Source organism: Streptomyces sp. NPDC005483, assembly GCF_040606035.1.
Taxonomy (GTDB): domain Bacteria; phylum Actinomycetota; class Actinomycetes; order Streptomycetales; family Streptomycetaceae; genus Streptomyces.
The window spans coordinates 26,254-44,016 of record NZ_JBEXEA010000040.1 but is presented as its reverse complement, the minus strand read 5'-3'; the positions used below and the strand labels follow the sequence as shown (position 1 = coordinate 44,016).

At 70.7% G+C, this 17,763-nt stretch carries 15 protein-coding genes and 1 pseudogene; 7 read left to right on the top strand and 9 right to left on the bottom strand.

Annotated elements, in window-relative coordinates:
* Positions 1–45: 45 nt before the first annotated feature.
* Together ABZT06_RS42765 and ABZT06_RS42760 are read right to left on the bottom strand one after the other, a co-directional pair.
* Positions 46–720, bottom strand: coding sequence for an SUMF1/EgtB/PvdO family nonheme iron enzyme (locus tag ABZT06_RS42765; RefSeq protein WP_355753497.1), 675 nt, complete (start codon positions 718–720; stop codon positions 46–48).
* A gap of 157 nt (positions 721–877) precedes the next feature.
* Positions 878–1,885, bottom strand: a complete 1,008-nt coding sequence (locus ABZT06_RS42760) for an Lrp/AsnC family transcriptional regulator (RefSeq protein WP_355753494.1) — start codon at positions 1,883–1,885, stop codon at positions 878–880.
* Between the two features lie 97 nt (positions 1,886–1,982).
* Between ABZT06_RS42760 and ABZT06_RS42755 the strand changes: the two genes are divergently transcribed.
* Positions 1,983–3,455 carry an MFS transporter gene (locus ABZT06_RS42755; RefSeq protein WP_355753490.1) on the top strand — a complete coding sequence of 491 codons (1,473 nt, stop codon included), beginning with the start codon at positions 1,983–1,985 and terminating at the stop codon, positions 3,453–3,455.
* Between the two features lie 243 nt (positions 3,456–3,698).
* On the opposite strand, the gene ABZT06_RS42750 is transcribed toward ABZT06_RS42755, so the two are convergent.
* The 4 genes from ABZT06_RS42750 to ABZT06_RS42735 all read right to left on the bottom strand — a co-directional run bounded on the left by ABZT06_RS42750 (position 3,699) and on the right by ABZT06_RS42735 (position 5,946).
* Positions 3,699–3,824: a hypothetical protein gene (locus tag ABZT06_RS42750; protein ID WP_355753563.1), complete on the bottom strand. Its 126-nt coding sequence runs from the start codon at positions 3,822–3,824 to the stop codon at positions 3,699–3,701.
* A 260-nt stretch (positions 3,825–4,084) separates the two neighbouring features.
* Complete coding sequence (locus ABZT06_RS42745) at positions 4,085–4,858, bottom strand: maleylpyruvate isomerase family mycothiol-dependent enzyme (RefSeq protein WP_355753487.1); 774 nt, start codon at positions 4,856–4,858, stop codon at positions 4,085–4,087.
* Positions 4,859–5,100: 242 nt separating this feature from the next.
* The gene (locus ABZT06_RS42740) at positions 5,101–5,541 is read right to left on the bottom strand and encodes a hypothetical protein (protein WP_355753484.1); all 441 of its coding nucleotides are present in this window, start codon (positions 5,539–5,541) and stop codon (positions 5,101–5,103) included.
* A gap of 168 nt (positions 5,542–5,709) precedes the next feature.
* Entirely contained in the window at positions 5,710–5,946 is a 237-nt protein-coding gene (locus ABZT06_RS42735) for a hypothetical protein (RefSeq protein ID WP_355753481.1), read from the bottom strand.
* Positions 5,947–6,946: 1,000 nt separating this feature from the next.
* Between ABZT06_RS42735 and ABZT06_RS42730 the strand changes: the two genes are divergently transcribed.
* Both ABZT06_RS42730 and ABZT06_RS42725 read left to right on the top strand, forming a co-directional pair.
* Entirely contained in the window at positions 6,947–9,775 is a 2,829-nt protein-coding gene (locus ABZT06_RS42730) for a BTAD domain-containing putative transcriptional regulator (RefSeq protein WP_355753478.1), read from the top strand.
* A gap of 371 nt (positions 9,776–10,146) precedes the next feature.
* Positions 10,147–10,546, top strand: a pseudogene (locus ABZT06_RS42725) (IS5/IS1182 family transposase); the annotation flags it as partial.
* A gap of 65 nt (positions 10,547–10,611) precedes the next feature.
* On the opposite strand, the gene ABZT06_RS42720 reads toward ABZT06_RS42725, so the two are convergent.
* On the bottom strand, positions 10,612–12,657 hold the full coding sequence (locus ABZT06_RS42720) for an ATP-binding protein (protein ID WP_355753558.1): 2,046 nt from the start codon (positions 12,655–12,657) through the stop codon (positions 10,612–10,614).
* Between the two features lie 145 nt (positions 12,658–12,802).
* A complete protein-coding gene (locus ABZT06_RS42715; RefSeq protein WP_355753475.1) occupies positions 12,803–13,303 on the bottom strand; it encodes a cupin domain-containing protein in 501 nt (166 codons plus the stop codon).
* Positions 13,304–13,550: 247 nt separating this feature from the next.
* On the opposite strand from ABZT06_RS42715, the gene ABZT06_RS42710 reads away from it, so the two are divergent.
* On the top strand, positions 13,551–14,522 hold the full coding sequence (locus ABZT06_RS42710; RefSeq protein ID WP_355753472.1) for a helix-turn-helix domain-containing protein: 972 nt from the start codon (positions 13,551–13,553) through the stop codon (positions 14,520–14,522).
* A gap of 111 nt (positions 14,523–14,633) precedes the next feature.
* Here the strand turns inward: ABZT06_RS42710 and ABZT06_RS42705 are convergent, their stop codons facing one another.
* The gene (locus ABZT06_RS42705; RefSeq protein WP_355753470.1) at positions 14,634–15,140 is read right to left on the bottom strand and encodes a MarR family transcriptional regulator; all 507 of its coding nucleotides are present in this window, start codon (positions 15,138–15,140) and stop codon (positions 14,634–14,636) included.
* Between the two features lie 308 nt (positions 15,141–15,448).
* On the opposite strand from ABZT06_RS42705, the gene ABZT06_RS42700 reads away from it, so the two are divergent.
* The 3 genes from ABZT06_RS42700 (at position 15,449) to ABZT06_RS42690 (ending at position 17,583) form a co-directional block, all read left to right on the top strand.
* Positions 15,449–15,916, top strand: coding sequence for a cupin domain-containing protein (locus ABZT06_RS42700; RefSeq protein WP_355753468.1), 468 nt, complete (start codon positions 15,449–15,451; stop codon positions 15,914–15,916).
* Between the two features lie 49 nt (positions 15,917–15,965).
* Complete coding sequence (locus ABZT06_RS42695) at positions 15,966–16,541, top strand: NAD(P)H-dependent oxidoreductase (protein WP_355753466.1); 576 nt, start codon at positions 15,966–15,968, stop codon at positions 16,539–16,541.
* A gap of 97 nt (positions 16,542–16,638) precedes the next feature.
* Positions 16,639–17,583 (top strand): NADP-dependent oxidoreductase, encoded by a 945-nt coding sequence (locus tag ABZT06_RS42690; RefSeq protein ID WP_355753463.1) that lies wholly within the window; start codon positions 16,639–16,641, stop codon positions 17,581–17,583.
* Positions 17,584–17,763 lie beyond the last annotated feature (180 nt).

The following is a 17,763-nucleotide window of genomic DNA, read 5'->3' as shown; positions in this document are numbered from 1 at the left end:
ATCGCCGGATCGACCGCGCGCGGGCCCGGCCGCACACGACGTGGATCAACGCACGACGGAACGCGCGAGGCGGAATCCTACGTCGTCGAGCTGGAAAGTCGGATGACTGCGGCGCCGCGCGGAGGCCCGGCAACTCCAGTGCTCATCGAACCAACCACCGCCACGGAGCACCCGGTAGGCGCCATAGACCTCGGCGTCGTAGACGTCCCAGCACCAGTCCCAGACGTTGCCGAGCATGTCGTAAAGCCCCCACGAGTTGGGGCGTTTGCCGCCCACGTCATGGATGCGCTCGTGTGAGTTTCCGCGGTACCAGCCGATCTCGTCGAGTTCCCCGTAGCGCGGCCCGGTCGTCCCGGCACGGCAGGCGTGCTCCCACTCGGCTTCGGTCGGCAGCCGATATCCGTCGGCGGACGCGTCCCACTCGATGACTTCGGCCTCGGCACGGATGTGGTACGCGGGCGTGAGGCCGGCGCACTGGGACAGGGCGTTGCAGAACCCCGTCGCGTCCCACCAGGAGACGCACTCGACGGGCAACTGGTCCCCACGGGTGGAACTCGGCCGCCGGCCTGTGATCTGTGCGTACAACGCCTGGGTGACCGGGGATGCCGCGAGCTGGTAGGGCGCGAGGTCGACCGACCAACTGCGCTGTGTCCGCCGGTCCGACAGCGTCACCTGCCCCGGTGGGATGGCGACCATGTCGTTCCCCGTCATCAGGTCCATGATCAGGAGATCTTAACGAGACCTGTCAGTGGGAGACGGCAGAGCCGCCAACGGTGGTCCTTGGCTGACAGCAATCTGCAAGTCGTCGTCCTTCACTGAAGGTGTTCACCAGAACCGGGACGGAAGAGGTCACGTGCTGCTCGTCGTTCGGCACGAGTTAGCGGCGTCGCACGGGCGGTTTGCCGGTGGCCGGGAGCGGTCCCGTCATCTTGATCGTGCGTAAGACGGGCGCGCTTTCCAGGGTGCGGATCGCCTTCAGGAGGCCCAGGCGTTCGGTGAGGTAGCGGTGCAGCGCCGCCGGGTCGGGGCACAGGGCATGGGCGGTGAGATTGTGGGGGCCGGTGACGGCGGCTACGTAGGCCAGCTCGGGGTGTCGGGCCAGGGTGCGGGCGACCTGGTCGAGGTCGGCGGGGGCGACGCCCATCCACAGGAGTGCCTGCGTGGTGACGCCGAACAGGGTGGAGTCGAGTTCGACGTCGAAGAAGAGCTGGCCGCCGGCCCGCAATTGCTCCAGCCGGCGCGCGACGGTGGCAGGCGACCAGCCGGTGGTCGCGGCAAGGCTGCTCAGGCTCGCCCGACCGTCACGCTGGAGGGCAGCGAACAGGTCGCAATCGGCTTGGCTGAGAGCCGCCCGCACCCCAGAAGCGGCGACAGACGCCGCCTCAGCTACGGCGGTGCGCAGTCGGCGCTGCTGCGTGACGTCGAGGGCCTGTTGGTGGCCGGACCAGGCGGTGGGCCCACCAAGGTAGGTGTGCAGCACGCAATGTGCGGAGACCGCGGTGATGCCGGCCGTGCGCGGGATGTCGTGCAACAGCAGTGCGTGTCCGGCGGGCCCGTCGGCGGTGGAGGTGTGCACGATCGCGACGATCTCGGTGCCGCCCGAAGCGAGCTTGACCGAGGAGGTGTCGGCGCGGCGGGCCAACGCTTCGGCAAGATCCTGGGCGGCACGCGGGCCTGTGGTCAGCCGCAGCAGCCACTGGGTGCGGTCGCTGCGCTCCGGCTCGGCCAGGCCGACCACCCGCAGCGCAGCGTCTGCGCACAGCTTCCGGTAGCGGCGGGAGACCGTCTGCGCCGAGACATCGAGGACGTCGGCGATCGCGCTGAACGGTGCCCGACCGTCGATACGGAGGGCGTGGATGAGACCTCGGTCGATGTCGTCCAGCATGTGGGAATCATGCACCAAGGACTTTCCGGTGGAATGATTCAGCAATCCAGCCGCTCAAAGTGGAGGTGCCCCCGCGGCGGCACGCACTCTCGGGCACATGTCGTACTCCACCACCCCGCCTCCGCAGCAGCGCTGGGCCGCACTCGCCGTGCTGCTGGTCGCCGAGGCCATGAACCTCCTCGACGCCACCATCATGACCGTCGCCGCCCCTGTGATCCGCGCCGGTTTGGGCGGTCCGGCCTCCAGCATCCAGTGGTTCAGTGCCGCGTACACCTTGCCCTTCGCCGTCTTCCTCATCAGCGGCGGGCGGCTGGGTGACATCGTCGGCCGGCGGCGGACATTCCGCGTCGGCATGGCCGGCTTCGTCCTGGCCTCGCTGGGGTGCGCGCTCGCACCGTCCACCGCGGCGCTGATCGCCCTGCGGGCGGTGCAGGGCGCCGCGGCCGCACTGATCATCCCGCAGACCATCGGCATGATCCGCGCCATGTTCACCGGTCGACACCTGGCCCGGGCCATGGGCACCATCGGGCCGGTCATGGGGCTCGCCGCGGTGACCGGCCCGATGGTCGGCGGCGCGCTGACCCAAGCGGATGTGCTGGGTTCCTCCTGGCGTGCGGTCTTCCTCGTCAACGTCCCCCTCGGTGCCGCCGTGTTGGCGGCCACGCCGCTGCTGCGCGAGGACCGTGCCGCGCTTCGACCACGGCTGGACCACGCCGGCACGGCGCTGGTGGTCCTGGGCAGCAGCCTGCTGGTCTTTCCCCTCATCCAGGGCGGCGCACATGGCTGGCCAGGCTGGTGCTGGGCCATGCTCGCCGCCGGCGGAGCCGTGCTGGCGGGCTTCGCCGCACATCAACGGCGGCGGGCCCGCGGAGGCCGCAGCCCGCTCATCGAGCCGGGCCTGTTCATCGACCGCGGCTTCACCGCCGCGCTGGTGTCCAGCGTGCTGTTCTTCGCTGTGGTGGGCGGCCTGATGCTGGTGGCCGTGCTGCAGATGCAGCTGGGCCTGCACCGCGACATCCTCTCGGCAGGATTCACGCTGCTGCCGTGGTCGGCGACGATGGCCCTGTCGTCCTGGGTCGCCGGCGTCTGGCTCGTACCCCGCTACGGGGCCCGGGTCATGAGCGTCGGCCTGCTGGCCCTGCTCGCCGGAGTCGTATCGGCCGCCGCGGTGTACGCCACCAGCCCGCCCGCCTCCTATCCGTGGCTGCTGCTGCCCGCGCTGGCCGTGGCCGGGATCGGTCAGGGCCTGTACGCCGTGCCGTTCTTCACCACCGCCCTGCACCGAGTCCGCCCACACGAGACGGGTTCCGCCGCCGGCCTTCTCAACGCGGTGCAGCAACTCGGCGGCACTCTCGGCGTGGCCCTGCTCGGCAGCCTCTTCTTCCATGCCGCCGCGCCCGGCGAGCCCATCCCGGCCGCCGCCGCGCTCACCGGCGCCCGCAACGCCTTCTGCCTCGCCGCCGCGCTCATCCTCGCCACCGCGGTGACCACGGCCATGATGCTGCCGCGGCGGCGCCCATCGCCCACGAGCCCGGATCAGCCCATGGTTCCCGATGCCACGACCAGGTGACGGCCTTGGTGCAGAAGGCGTAGCGGCCGAGGAAGTTGATGTGGTCGTACTGGAGCGGGGAGAGGCGAAGCGAGTAACTCGTGGAAGCCGTCGGCGGCCAGCTGCTGCGCTGCCACCCATGGCCCCGGCTGGTCTCCCCCGCCCAGCCGGGGGCCTTCCCTCACTGGCGACCGACACAGATTGATCCAAGGCATTCCGGCATACGACAGCCACCGCCCTCCAGCCGCCTCTTCAGCCGCCTCTTCAGCCGAGATGAAGGGCGGTCAGGGCCGTGGTCCAGTCGGTGACGATGGCTGTCTGCGCGGCCGAGAGCGTGACCTGACCCTTGCAGACCGCAGTGTGCAGCTTGATGGCAGCCGGACTGCTCACCCGGCCCCGCCGTCACCGAGCACGTCACGCCGGCGGAGCGGATCGGGTCGTCAGCGAGCTGTCCAAGGGGGACGGCCCCTCCTGGCGAATCGAGCCAGGTCTGGTGCCTGCAGCTGCAAGGTGGAGCGGTGGTGAGCGGCGACAGGGAGCGTCGGCACGCTACGACAACGCGGCACATGTACGTGCCAGGACCCGCGACGCCGAGCTGACCCGAAAGACAGGCCCTCTCAGTGAGAGTGCGCGGTGGCGTGTCGTCACGCCTAGTCCTCCGGCTCCCAGGCGCGGAGCAGGTCGAGCAGCTCCGGGTCCCCGTCGAGTTGCAGGGAGTCCGCCGCAATGCGGTCGTACAGGTAGAGGACCAGATCACTGGCCGTGCCGCGAACGGAGATGCCTGCCGCGTCCGGGTCCTCGCCGGTAGCGGGCAGCCGGGTGGTCCGCGCACCGTCGCCGTCGGCCGTGAGGCGCCAGGAGCGGCCCTCGGTGGCGTGGAAGTCGAAGGCGGTGGGCTTGTGCGGCCAGGCGCTCGTCGTGAAGCAGGTGATGAACAGGGTCTCCTCGACACCGTCGAGCGCCACCTCGACAGGCAGTGAGGCCGGCTCGCCCACGGTGAGCTGGGCGTCGTAGGTGTGCACCGCGATCTCCTGGACCTGGTGCCGGGCGACGCCACCAGCGGTGTGCGGCGTCTGCGTGTTACCCCAGCCGGTGAAGCAGCCCTGGTCCGGACCGGCCTCCCGCAGGGCCGCCAGCAACAGCTCGGTCGAGGCGGCCAGCCAGGCCTGTACGGCTTCGCGCTCCTGCGGCGCGACCGCGTCACCCTGGGCCGGGGTCCTGGCCGTGGCGTCCGGCCCGGCGGCGACCGTGGCGGCCCAGCGGCGGCGGCCCTCGCCGATGTGCTGCACGAGGTCGGACAGCGTCCACCCGGGGCAGGTCGGCACGGGCAGGTCGAGGCTGGGCGCGGCGATCGCGGCGCGGAAGGCGGTTGCACGTTCGTCGATCAGCCGCAGCAGCTCGGGAAACTCCAGAGTCTTGTGCACAGCGGTACTTCTATCATCTTGATCCATTTGCCCGACAGAGGTTCTCTCCGCCGGTGGGTGGGGAACTCCGGCCCAGGCGAGCCCCGCGTCCCAGGCGACGGCCTCTCGATCCACTCGATCGTTCCGGCCGCCTCGGCCTCGGCCAAGATCGCGGTGGACACCCGCTCCCAGGTCCCGTCCAACTCCCAGGTCCGGAAGCGGCTGTGCAGCCCAGGAACCCTGGAATCAATCATCCAGCGGTGTCAGTCCCTCCACCTGTCCCGGAAGATCCAGGTCAGCCGCCCCGTGAAGTGGTAGCGCCAGAGCCACCATGGAAGCCGGCGGTGGGCGACGAAGGACCACAAGTCGTCATCAGCTTCGTTGCCTCGCGGACAACTGCGCAGGAGATCGAGACATCGTCGGTCAACTCTCCGATGGAGGCGGGCGACGTGTGCCAGAGCGATGACACCTTGGCGGCGGATCTCCGGGTCCTTCGCCTCCAACGCCCTGCCCACCAGGGGCAGAATCGCGTCCGCGTCCGAATGGTTGAGAGCGAGCGCGATCACAGCCACCCCGACGAGCGGCTCGCCCCGGATGAACGCGGCATCGACCTCCTCAGGCCGATCGGTCCAGCGCAGTGCGGAGCCGTCCTGCCAGTTCAGGACCGGCGCCGGATCGACGGGCCCGCTCTCCTCAAGGTGCACGTCCCGACCCTACCGAGCCACACCCGCGGAACCCTCGATAAATGAGCCAGCCCCCGCACGGCCGACTCACCGCCGACGAGTACCGCCTGTCGACGTGCCGACACTGCGGCGGACAGCCCAACACCCGGGCCAAATGCGGGTGGGGGGTGGGGTGCAGCTGCGTGCTCGCTACCCGGTGTGGCGGACCGCCCTCTTCACCTCAAGCTCGACGCCGGCCCGGACCGTGCCCTGCTCTCGCGCGTGCATGGTGACCGCTCCGTGCACGTCTTGGGCCAGGTCACGCCATACCTGCCACGCGGTCTCGTAGGCGGGAGGATCACCTTTGGTGCGCAGGGCTTGGACAGTCGCGTGCGCCTGGTCGGCGGCGCGTTGCTTCTCCACGAGTTCTTCGAAGGTGTGTGCCACGTAACGACCCTAAGCCGTGCACGCCTGATCCGCTCACCGCGACGTGCCCAGCAGGGAGCTCGCCCGCCTACTCCTCGATGGGCCGTCATCCTCGCGAACTCAAGTCGCAGCGCATCCCAGGCCGACTGAGCAGCACCCACGCTGAGTAGCTGAGGGTGTCTGTCTGGAATGGACGACGCCCTAGCCCAACGGGCTGACGGTTCATCTGTATGTGGCTGCGGATGGGGCAGTGTCCCCGGACCTCACCCGGTGCCCATGGGGACGATCAACCGGTTGAAGCCCCGTGGGTCAACCCGCCGAGAGGCGACCACCCGCCCGTCGCCGCCCACGGCCCCGGCTGGTCTCAGCTGCGCCGCGGAGTTCGAACTGGCGCCGCACTCCCAGGACCCGCGCGACCGCCTGCCGGACATTGACCAGGGATCGAACACCACGGCCGCGCACCAGGGGCGGCTGCATCCAGGATGCCGACCGGGTGGAAGCCATCGCCGCTCCAGCCAGAGATGAACGTCATGCAGATCGGGCCGCCCCGGGGCTGTGGAGACCTGATTTCGACGGAACGACCCCCGCGGGCGAGCCCAGGCAGCGAGTGGTCAGCGAGCGCCGCCTGCAGCGGACTTGATGGCGGGCAGACCTTGGGGCGTAGCGCGGACGTACGGGCAGCAGCACGGGACGGACGGCGGTCCTCCGCACTGTCCGCCAAGGGCACGCAGCCTGGTAGCCACCAGGTAGGCCACGAACACGCTCATGCCTAGGCGTCACCCCGGATCGCTGCCTGCCGCCCGCGAATCTTCGGAGCGGCCGACGCCTGCCTGAGGGCCGTGTCCCTGCCCGGTGATGGAGAAGACCTGACCCGGCTGAACCTTGTGGGGCTGTCTTACGCGCGCGTAGCGTGTGTCGCGGCCTGGTGCTCGAGAGGTGTCGCCAGGGCGACGCCGGTGAAGGAACTGACCGGCCAGGGGAAGGTGCGGAGCGTGTGCGCGTCTGATCGCCGGGGGTTGTCGTGGTGACGTTCAGACTTCTCGGGCCCGTCGAGTTATGGGGCCGAGGCCCGATCGACTTAGGTCCTCCACAGCGGCGGAGCGTGATGGCGGCGCTCGCGGTGGACGCCGGCCGGGCAGTGCCGATCGAGACATTGACGAGGCGTGTGTGGGGTGAGGATCCGCCGGAGGGGGCACGTCAGGCGCTGTACGCGCATGTGGCCCGCATTCGGCGGGGACTGGCCGCCGCCGGGGCCGTTCGCACGCCGGGCCTGCTTCGGCGGAACGGTGGTTACGTGCTGGACACCGACTCCGAGGACGTGGACCTCCACCGGTTCCATCGCTTGGTCACCGACGCCCGCAGAGCTGGCCGGAGCGACGCCGAGCAGGTGACGATACTCCGCGAGGCCTTGGACCTGTGGCGCGGGGAGCCGCTCGCCGGCCTGTCCGGTGAGTGGGCGTCGCGGATGCGCGACACCTGGCGACGGCAGTGGCTGGACGCGGTGACGGCGTGGGCCAACGCGGAGACATCAGTGGGCAACCACGCGGTGGTGATCGACCGGGTGCCCGAGTTGATCGACCAACACCCGCTCGTTGAACCGCTGGTTGCCGTGCTGATGCGGGCACTGTACGAGGCGGGCCGCGGTTCCGAAGCTCTGGAGTGCTTCGCCGAGACCCGCAAGCGGCTCGCCGACGAACTGGGCGCCGATCCGGGGACCGAGCTCCGGCAACTCCACCGAGCGATCCTGCAGCCCCCCGAGCCGACCGAGGCCACCGATCCGCCGCCTTCGGCACGTCCGCGATCCGCGCCGGTTCTGGCGCATCTGCCCCTGGACGTACCGACTTTCACCGGCCGGCAGGAGGAGCTCGCCCAGCTCGACAAGATCCTCGCCGAGGACATCGGAAGCCCCGCGGTCGCGGTGATCTCGACCCTCTCCGGGACCGCGGGGGTAGGGAAGACGGCTCTGGCCCTCCACTGGGGGTACCGGGTGGCCGACTGGTTCGACCACGGCCAGATCTACGTCAACCTCCATGGTTTCGAGCCTTCGCGCCCACCCGTGACCCCTGCGGAGGCGCTGCCCCGGCTGCTGGAGGCATTGGGCGTGCTCCCCCAGCACATGCCGGTCAGCCCGGAGGCGCAGGCCGGGCTGTACCGGAGCATGCTGGCGGGACGGCGGATGCTGGTGATGCTCGACAACGCACGGGACGCCGAACAGGTACGGGCGTTCCTGCCCGGCAGTCCAGGGTGCTTCACTCTGGTGACCAGCCGAAACCGGCTCTCCGGCCTGATCGCCCTGGAAGGCGCCCGGAGTCTTGTCCTGGACGTGCTGCCCGCGGCGGAGTGCCGACGGCTGCTCGCCCGCCGGATAGGGGCCGAGCGCGTGATGTCCGAACCGCTGGCGGTGGACGAGATCGTGAGCCGCTGCGCGCGGCTGCCGCTGGCCCTGGTCATCGTGGCGGCGCGCGCGGCGATCGAGCGGGGGCTCGGCCTGGCACGGCTCGCCGCCGAACTCCGGGACGCCCAGGACTCCCCCGACGGGCTGGACAGCTTTGGCAACGAGGACACGCGGGCGGACATACGGGCCGTGTTCTCCTGGTCGTACGGCACCCTGAGCCCCCAGGCCGCCCGGATGTTCCGGCTGCTCGGCGTACACCCCGGCCCGGAGATCAGCGTGCCCGCCGCCGCGAGCCTGGCCGGGCTCCCCGTCCAGCACGCGGGCCGACTACTGACCGCGCTGACCGACAGCTGCCTGGTCACAGAGCACTCGCGCGGCAGATACGTACTCCACGACCTGCTGCGGATGTACGCCGCCGAACTCGCCGGCACCGCGAACGCCGTCGGCGAGACGCAAGCGGCCGAAGACCGCTTGTTCGGCCACTATCTGCACTCCGCCCACTCCGCGGACCGCATGCTTGATCCGCACCGTGACCCGATCGCACTGCCGTCCCCGGTCCCCGGCGTCTCCCCCGAACACGCCGCGGACCACGGAGAGGCTCTTGCCTGGTTCACAGTCGAACACCCCGTGCTCCTCGCGGTGGTGCACCGGTCGGGCACCGCCACGCGAGCACCAGGTGCCCGGACCTGGCAGCTGACCCGCGCCCTGACCACGTTCTTGCAGCGACGGGGCCACTGGTCCGACTGGGCGACGGCCCAGGAGGCCGCGCTGGACGCCGCACTTCGCTCGGCCTCCGCCGCCGGGGAAGCCGACGCCCACAGCGGCCTCGGCCGCGCCTGCACCCGCCTGACGCGGCTCGACGACGCGCACACCCACCTCGCCCGCGCCCTCGATCTCTACAAAGCCCTCGGGGACCGAACCGAGCTGGCCCACACCCACCTCGACCTGGCCCGCCTGCACGCACGGCGGGACGCCTACCCCGAAGCGCTGGCCTGGGCCCGGGACGCCCTTGACCAGTACGTCTCCCTGGGCCATCGGACCGGACAGGCCCGGGCTCTGAACGCGGTCGGCTGGTACCACGCACAGCTCGGCGACCACCGCCAGTGCCTCGCGTTCTGCGAGCAGGCGCTGGAGCTCTTCACCGAACTCGGCGTCCCCGACGGGCAGGCGGACACCTGGGACAGCCTCGGCTACGCTCACCAGCACCTGGGCGACCACCGCCGGGCCGCGGCCTGCTACGACAACGCCGTCGCGCTGTTCCACGGTCTCGGGGACCGCTACTTCGAGGCCGACGTGCTGGCCCACCTCAGCGAGAGCCACCGGGCCGCCGGCGACGCCCTGGCAGCCCGACGGGCCGCCCAGCGAGCAGCGGACATCCTCAACGAACTCTGCGTGCCGGACTCGGACGGCGTCCGCGCCCGGCTGCGCCGCCTCGGCCTGCCCGTCGGCACCTGAGTAGGTACTGCTCAGCAGCCTCTGAGCCGACAGCCAACAGCCGACCCGCCAACCCGCCAACCCGCCAACCCGCCGACCCTGCCGACAGCGCCCACCCTTATTCACCGACCGGCGTACGCCACTTGAACAGGCCCGGTGGGTCCGAAGGTGCACGCGCAGCTCCAGCCTCGCCGCGTCGGGCAAGCCTCCGGGTCGGCCCTCGGCCCACGTACGACAGGCAGCGTGTCCGCACGGCGGGTCGCCGTGCGGACACGTCACGGGCTATCGCGCGTAACAGACGCCCGCGTGCCTGCCGTTCTGGCCGTTGGTGTCACCCCCCAGGCGCAGGCGCCGCGTTGGTTCGGTCTTCTGCCGCACTCGACCTGCCGCACCAGCGTGCTCTGGTCGGCCTGGTGTACCTGCGCGCCGGGTTCAGCATCTCCACGAGCACCGCCCACGCCTACACGACAGCGGGGCAGGCTTCTGCCACAGGCACCGCCGACACGGGGTGAACGTGCAAGTGGTGACCGACCCCGCCGGGCGGCTGCTGCGGATCTCACCGCGGCCCGCACCCATCGAATCATCCCGTTCTGTCAACGCCAAGGCATCTCGCCGGCCGCGCCTGCGTGGGAGCCGCCCCGTGGGTGACGGCACCCCTCGGGCGCCCGGCAAACCGTCAACCGAGTGCTGACCACAGCGCCTGCGCCGGTCGAGCACGGAGTCGCGCGACTGAAGTCCTGGCGCATCTTCCGCACGTCCCGATGCAGCCCGAATCGAAGCTCGTCAGTTTCCGCGGTAGCCCACGGTGGCCGTGGGGTGAGCCGGTGGCCGCCTTGCCCAGCGGTTTCGCAGAGTCCTCACTCCCCCGGTAGCGAGCGTCGCTGGAGCGGTGTGGATGTCGTGGCCGGTTGTCGCAGCAGTTGTTCGATGAGGCGTTCCTTGGCCAGGGCGAGGTGGCGCCGATAGGTGCCGTAGGGCACCCCGAGTCGTCGGGCGGCGGCCCTGTGGGTGCGGGAGGCCGTGAAATAAGTGGCGGTGAGGGCTTCGTGGGCTTTGACGCCCGCGGGGTCGGTCTGTATCGCGTCGAGGGCACTGCTGATGGCGCCACGCAGTTCAGCGACCGGCTCGGGAGAGCCATGCGGCACGAGAGGGGAATGCAGCAGGACGCTGGTGGCCAATTCGCGGGGGCTGTGCCAGGTCCGCAGCGCCTCGAGCACGCCCTCCGCGAACGCCGCACGCGGCAGCTGGTCGCCCGGGCCACTCGTGGCGGAAGTCGCGGGCCACGTCGTCACGGGTGTGACCGCTGCGCGAGCCCGGTGTTGCACCCACTCATCGACTGTCTGGCGTCGCCAGTCCCGGCCGAAGATGTGCTGTCGCCGCCCACCGACGTCCACGGCCGCGAGCTCCGGCATTCCGGCCTCGGCGAGGTAGCGCCCCCACCGGTCGGCGTCTTCGAAGACGGTGAAGGTCACCGCCCGTCCGCGGGTGCGCATCTCGTCGCCGATGGTGCGGCGACTGGTGAGCTCCATCAGGGGTGACGGCCGCTGGTGCCCGCCGGGTTGTACCGCGAAGCGGCGGATGCCCAGATGCTCACCCGGCCCAAGGGGGGCCGCCGCCACGAGGTCCCAGACCGCCGCGATCACCGGGTCTGCGGCACGGTCCTCGGCCAGTGGTGTGTCCAGCCGCAGGATGGCCATGAACGACACAGGCGTGGAGGAACCTGCGTAGCGGTGGACACGGAAGGCTTCCGGCTGGCGGCGCACCCAGTGCACGACCGCGGCCGCCGATGCCGGGCCCTCCGCTTCCTCGGCCATGCGCAACACGGCGGGCACGTCTTCTGGCCGGAGCGGAGTGTCTTCGATGTGCGGGTGCGTCCGGTAGTTGTACAGATCGTCCGGGCCCCCGTGGTTGCGGAAGAGGAACATCCACTCCGCGACCCGCAGCAGCGCGTCGTCCTCGGTGGCGCCGCGTACGGCCCGCAGGCCAGCGAGTGAGACGCGGACGCGGACGTCGTCGTAGCGCTCGGGATCCCGCCAGCGCAGGTCGGCCTCAAGGGTGGCCCGGACAGCGTCGTGCGGGTGCAGCCCTTCGGGTGTGGTCTCGATGTAGGGCAACTGACGTAACCACGAGAACACCGTGTCGGTGTCCTCGTCGCCCAGCACTGCGCGCAGCAGGGGCTCGCGGGTGACGTATGCCTGTACGACGACCTCGAGGGCGCGTCGGTGGGCGGCGCTGGGCAGGTCGCCCACGAGCCGTTCGACCAGGGTCGTCAGCACGTCACCGGTCGGCTCCCACGGTGCGCCTGGCGTCGCGGCCGGCACGGAGGCGGCCAGTGAGAGGGCGAGCGGGCTGCCTCCCGCGAAGGCGACGAAGGCACGGCGCTGCTCGGCGGGAACACCGCGGGCGGCGAGCAGGGCGTGGGACTGGGCGGCGGTCAGTGGCCGCACGGCCAACGCGGTGAACAGCTGCGCCCATCCAGGGTCCAGCGACCATTCGACGTCGGGGGCGACCCTGCCGGCCAGAATCACGATCGCATGGTCGGCAAGCCGCGGCAGGAACGTCTCGCGCAGCCACGCCTCAAGGGGCTGGCACTGCTCGAAGGTGTCGATGAGCAGCACCGCACCGGGTTCGGTGCACGCGGGGGCCGCGGCTTCCTCCAGTCGGCGCGGATCGGCGTCGAGGAACCGTCCGTCCACGTGGACCACCCGGCGGCCGGCGAGCTCGGCCTGCCGGGCGGCGTAGCGCACCAGCGAGGACTTGCCGATGCCACCGGGACCGTGCAGGTACGCCACGAGCGGAGCGTCCGCCACGCCCGACAGCATCCGGTCGAGCACCGCCCGTTCCGGCTCCCTGCCCACCAGCGCACCGGCTCGTGCCGCGGCCAGCCGGTCCGCCAGTCCCACCGCTCCCAATTCGCGCTCCCCGGAGATAGCAGTAATAGCAGTAACGATCAGTCTGTCAGCGGTCGCGCCGCCGGACCGCTCATCACGGTCACACCATGCGACACGGCCACACCCGTGACCGGCCCGGGCCCACCGACCCTGTGGGCTAGAGGAACTCGCTCCGGTAGGTCGAGGCCAGCTCGGCCGCAAGGCGGCGGCGCTCCAGGAGTTCCTCCTCCGACAGCTGCGGCGGCGGCGCGTCCTTGCCCTCGACGACGTCGCCGATGCGCAGGAAGTACTCGTCCTGGCCGGCGGGGGTGCACATGCACAGCATGCGGGCCGGCGCCCCCGAGACGTTGCGGAAGTTGTGCGGCGCGTTGGCCGGAACGTTGATCGTGGACCCGGCCCGCACCGTGTGCTTCTCGCCCCGGAAGGTGAATTCGATCTCGCCCTCGAGGATCGTGAACATCTCCTCGAAGTCGTGCCGGTGCGGGGGCGGGCCGCCGCCGTCGGGCACGCGCATGTCGATCAGGCAGTACCGGCCGCCGGTCTGCTCGCCGGTGACCAGCATGGCGTACGTGTTGCCGACCAGTGAGACGTATGTGGTGCCGGGGTCGTCCGGGTTGGCCACGCTCAGGGACCGGGACGGGTCGTCGTCGGGAATCATCGCGGTTGTCTCCTCGAAGGTCGGTCAGGTGGGGATCAGTGGTCGGCGGGACCACGCCTTCGTCACCGGGCAGTGCTCCCGCGGCGACGCCGGCCCGCATGGCGGCAGCCCGGTGGCGGCACTCGCGGGCGGAAGATCGTCGACGGCCGTGGCGTAGCCAAGAGTAGGAACGGGCGTGCGAAGAAAGCGTGTACTTTTGCGACACGAGATGGGATCCCGGCGACAACTCCATCCGTGCGGAGGGCAGATGAGCAGCAGACCGAGCGCCAAGGTGGGCGCGTTCGCCATCGACGTCGACTCCACCGGTACGGGGCGGCGGGGAACGTGGGAGTTGTTCGTCGACACCTGGAACGTCCGTATGGGCGACCTGTATCCCCTGCCGGAGTTCAGCGCTTCCACGGTCGACGGCTTCCGGGGAACCATGCGCTCGGTGACCCTGCACGACACGGTCGTCAACGAACTCTGGGGCTCCTCATCCGTGCGCACCGAGGCGGTCGGTACGCACGAGCACGACCACATCAGGCTGTACGTCGGGCTGCGAGGTGTGACGACCCTGCGGGACGCGCACGACCAGGGCGGTGACGCCCACATCTCGGCCGGCACCTACTTCATGCACCACGTCGTGACGGAGAACCACTTCCACACCACGCCCGAGATCGGCAGGCGCATCTTCATCTTCCCCGGTGACGTCCTGCGGTCCCTGGTCGCCCGGAAACCACGCACCGGCCGGGCCACCTCGCCCGCGGCGCAGATCCTCATGGCACACACCACCATGGTCCAGCGAACCGTGAGCGACCTCGGCCCGGCGGGCGTGCACGCGGCCCGCAACGCCCTGCTCGAACTGGCCAAGGGACTGGTCCTCGACCATTTCGACGACCGCGAGCCCGCCTTCATCCCGGCGCTGGCGCAGGCGGCCATGGATCTGGCAGATGTCCGGCTCACCGACGCCGAGTTATCGCCGGCCACGATCGCCACGCACCTGCACGTCTCGGTGCGCACCCTGCAGCGGGCCTTCGCGAGTCTCGACGAGTCGTTCAGTGCCTACATCCGCCGTCGGCGTCTGGAGGAAGCGGCCGCGGCGCTCACCGCCCCCGAATCACGCCTCAGCGTCTCCGAGGCCGCCGCGCGCTGGCACTTCACCGACAGCAGCCACTTCATCCGCGCATTCAAGAAGCAGTACCGAGCGACACCGGCACAGTTCGCACGCCGATCGGCCTGATGACTCGACCTGCATCCGCCCCTCGTTCCCGTTCCCGTTCAAAATCGGCTGCGGGCTGCCTGGCGCCCTGCCGAGTCCTGATCCGCTGCGGCTCTGACGCCTGTCGAGTCCCTACGCTCCGCCCTTGCGGCGGCGGCGAGATGCGGCCGAGCGGGGCGGCGTCGAGCGCATGTGCTCGCGCACCGGCGCCAGGAGGCCGGCGAGGGCCTTGACGTCGCCGCGCGAAAGCGGTTCGAACAGGAGGCCGCTGACCACCTCGATGTGACCTGGCAGCACCTTCGCGAGCAGCTCACGTCCGGCATCCGTGAGGGTGACGGTGATGCTCCGCTCGTCGTCCGACGAGGGAGCGCGGACGACCAGACCCTCCTTCTCGAGCAGACTCACCTGGTACGTCAGGCCGCTGCGGCTGTAGACGACGCCGTCGGCCAGGTCGGTCATGCGGTGGCTGCCCGTCGGCGAGTCCCCGAGGCGGGCCAGGAGCTGGAACTGCACGTAACTGAGATCACCGGTCTCGCGTAGCTGCTGCTCGACCGCATGCCGGAGCAGGCTGGTCACCTCGACGAGGTCGAAGTAGGCGCCGAGCTGCACGGGGTCGAGCGACGGCGGTGAATCAGGCATGACAGGAGTCTACTGCTTCGAATTCGAAGAGCGTGGCGTGCCGTGTGGTGCCGTGCGGTGTTCCGTTTCCAGCCATCCCAGGCGGGGCTGGAACTGAACTTCTCCGCGAACTCCGGCGCCATCCCTGGCGGGTGGACCGGGTGGACGCGAGGGGCTCGTCAGCCCCGGTGTCGTGACCTCGTGAGCGCCAGGTGTGGGCAGCGTTGGACCCGGCTGAGCATCGCGGACTGTGGAGATCGGACAGTGGTGCGGCGCAGGGTTACGGACAGGAGGACGGCGCCGCCGCCCACGGATCCCGAGGACCGGCCATGACCATCCCCTACCTCGCACAGCGTGAGGACCACCAGCAGCTCGAGTGGATCGGCGGGAGCGTCTTCAGCGTCCTGCTGGACGCCGAGGCGACCGGTGGGCAACTGACCGTCGGCCGCTTCGACGCCAGTAAGGGCGAGGCCCCGCCGTTCCATGTGCACAACAACGAGGACGAGGTCTTCCTGCTCCTGTCCGGTTCGGCTCTGGTGTGGGCCGGCGACGAGGAGCACGAGTTGCGGGAGGGCGGCGTCGTCTTCCTGCCCCGGCGCCTCCCGCACGGCTACCGCATCACCTCCGAGAAGGCGGACCTGCTGCTCATCTCGACTCCCGGGGGACTGGAGAAGATGTTCCGCCACGCGGGCCGTGACCTTCGGGAACCGCGCCCGGAGGGCTTCGAGATCCCCGCGCGGCTGCTCGCCGAGGCCGCGGAACTGTCCGGCAACGTCGTCCTCGGCCCTCCCCGGTGACGGCACCGCAGGCCGGCCGCAGGGAATAAGCCATGACCACGATGCCACGATGAGCACCGCCGCTTGGAGCCCGGTGTCCTTGGCCGTCGTGAGCGCAGGTGTGGGCCGTCCGAGTCCGACTCGCCGGCTCGCGGACTGGGTCGCGGAGGCTGTGTGCCGGTCACTGGCGGCCGGCGGCGCGCGCGCCGAGGTGGAGGTGCTGGAGCTGCACCGGCTGACGGCCGATCTCGCCCAGCACTCCTCCCGCGGCCGCGCCAGCCTCGACCTGCGCGAGGCGATCACGGCGGTCGGGGCGGCCGACGGGCTGGTGGCGGCGACCCCGGTGCTCGGCACATCCCCGGGCGAGGTGTTCGACTCGTTCCTCACCGTCCTCGGGGACGCGGTCCTGTGCGGCATGCCGGTGCTGCTGGCGCTCGACAGCAGCACCCGCCGGCAGCCACCCGACCTCGCGCAGGTGATACGCAGGCGCCTGACCGACGTGCACGCCGACCCCGTGCCCACGGTCGTCATCGCCGGCCCCGCCGACTGGCAGGCCGCGGCCCGCAGTGACGCGGCGCGGCTGCGCGCCTGTGTCGACCAAGCCGCCGCGGAACTCGCTGCGGCGATGCGCTCGCCCCGGCAGTGACCGACAGCACTTGCTTCGAATTCGAAGCAGATGTACAGTCCTCAACAGTTACTTCGAATTCGAAGCAACTTGGATCGCAGTGAAGGTGAGAACCGAAATGAAGGCAGTACGTTTCCACGAGTACGGCACCCCCGACGTCCTGCGCCACGAGGACGTGGAGCAGCCCGTCCCCGGGGCGGGTGAGGTTCGGATCCGCGTCGCCGCGACGTCGTTCAACCCCGTCGACGGCAACATCCGCGGCGGCTTCATGCGCGGCCCCATCCCGGTGGAACTGCCTCACACCCCAGGCATCGACGTCGCCGGCACCGTCGACGCGCTGGGCGAGGGCGTGGACGGCATAGCGGTCGGCGACGACGTCATCGGCTTCCTGCCGATGGACGGCAACGGCGCCGCCGCGGAGTATGTCCTCGCACCGGCGGAGGTCCTGACGCCGGCTCCCAAGAGCGTCCCGCTGCCTGACGCCGCCGCACTGCCCCTGGTGGGCCTCACCGCTTACCAGGCGCTGTTCGACCACGGCAAGCTCACGGCCGGGCAACGCGTGCTGATCAACGGCGCCGGCGGAGCGGTCGGCGGCTACGCCGTGCAACTGGCCAAGAACGCCGGCGCCCACGTCATCGCCACGGCCGGCCCGCGCAGCAACGAGGCGGTCACCTCCGCCGGCGCCGATGAGGTCATCGACCACACCACCACCAGCGTGACCGCGGCGGTGACGGAACCGGTCGACCTCGCGCTCAACCTCGCCCCGGTCGACCCGGCCGAACTGGCCGCGCTCGTCACCCTCGTCCGCCCGGGCGGGGCCCTGGTCAACACGACCGTGTGGATGCCCGCACCCAGCGACGAAGAGCGCGGCGTACGCGGCATCGACCTGTTCGTCCGCAGCGACGCCGACCAACTGGCGCAACTGGCAGCACTGACCGACCGCGGTGAACTGCACGTCGCCGTCGCCGAGCGGGTGCCCCTGGCCGAACTGCCCGCGCTGCACGCCCGTGCCGCAGAGGGCGCGGTGCACGGCAAGGTCATCGTCGTCCCGTCCGCCGGCTGACGCCCCACCCCCACCGAGGGAAAAGGCCATGGCCCTCAGCTTGGACACCCAAATCGCCGTCGCGCCGGCCCCGAAGGCCGGCGCGATGGTGGACGCGACACCAGCGGCAGTGGGGGACATCGCGGCACGGCGCGCCACGTGGGAGCTGATCACCGGCCCAGCGGGATCGGCCCAGCCGAT

What these genes read in the sequence shown, in the direction of transcription:
- ABZT06_RS42705 (WP_355753470.1), bottom strand. Translation starts at nt 15,140, where the DNA reads ATGCCTGATTCACCGCCGTCGCTCGACCCCGTGCAGCTCGGCGCCTAC.
- ABZT06_RS42700 (WP_355753468.1), top strand. Translation starts at nt 15,449, where the DNA reads ATGACCATCCCCTACCTCGCACAGCGTGAGGACCACCAGCAGCTCGAG.
- ABZT06_RS42695 (WP_355753466.1), top strand. Translation starts at nt 15,966, where the DNA reads ATGAGCACCGCCGCTTGGAGCCCGGTGTCCTTGGCCGTCGTGAGCGCA.
- ABZT06_RS42710 (WP_355753472.1), top strand. Translation starts at nt 13,551, where the DNA reads ATGAGCAGCAGACCGAGCGCCAAGGTGGGCGCGTTCGCCATCGACGTC.
- ABZT06_RS42690 (WP_355753463.1), top strand. Translation starts at nt 16,639, where the DNA reads ATGAAGGCAGTACGTTTCCACGAGTACGGCACCCCCGACGTCCTGCGC.
- ABZT06_RS42715 (WP_355753475.1), bottom strand. Translation starts at nt 13,303, where the DNA reads ATGATTCCCGACGACGACCCGTCCCGGTCCCTGAGCGTGGCCAACCCG.
- ABZT06_RS42760 (WP_355753494.1), bottom strand. Translation starts at nt 1,885, where the DNA reads ATGCTGGACGACATCGACCGAGGTCTCATCCACGCCCTCCGTATCGAC.
- ABZT06_RS42765 (WP_355753497.1), bottom strand. Translation starts at nt 720, where the DNA reads ATGGACCTGATGACGGGGAACGACATGGTCGCCATCCCACCGGGGCAG.
- ABZT06_RS42755 (WP_355753490.1), top strand. Translation starts at nt 1,983, where the DNA reads ATGTCGTACTCCACCACCCCGCCTCCGCAGCAGCGCTGGGCCGCACTC.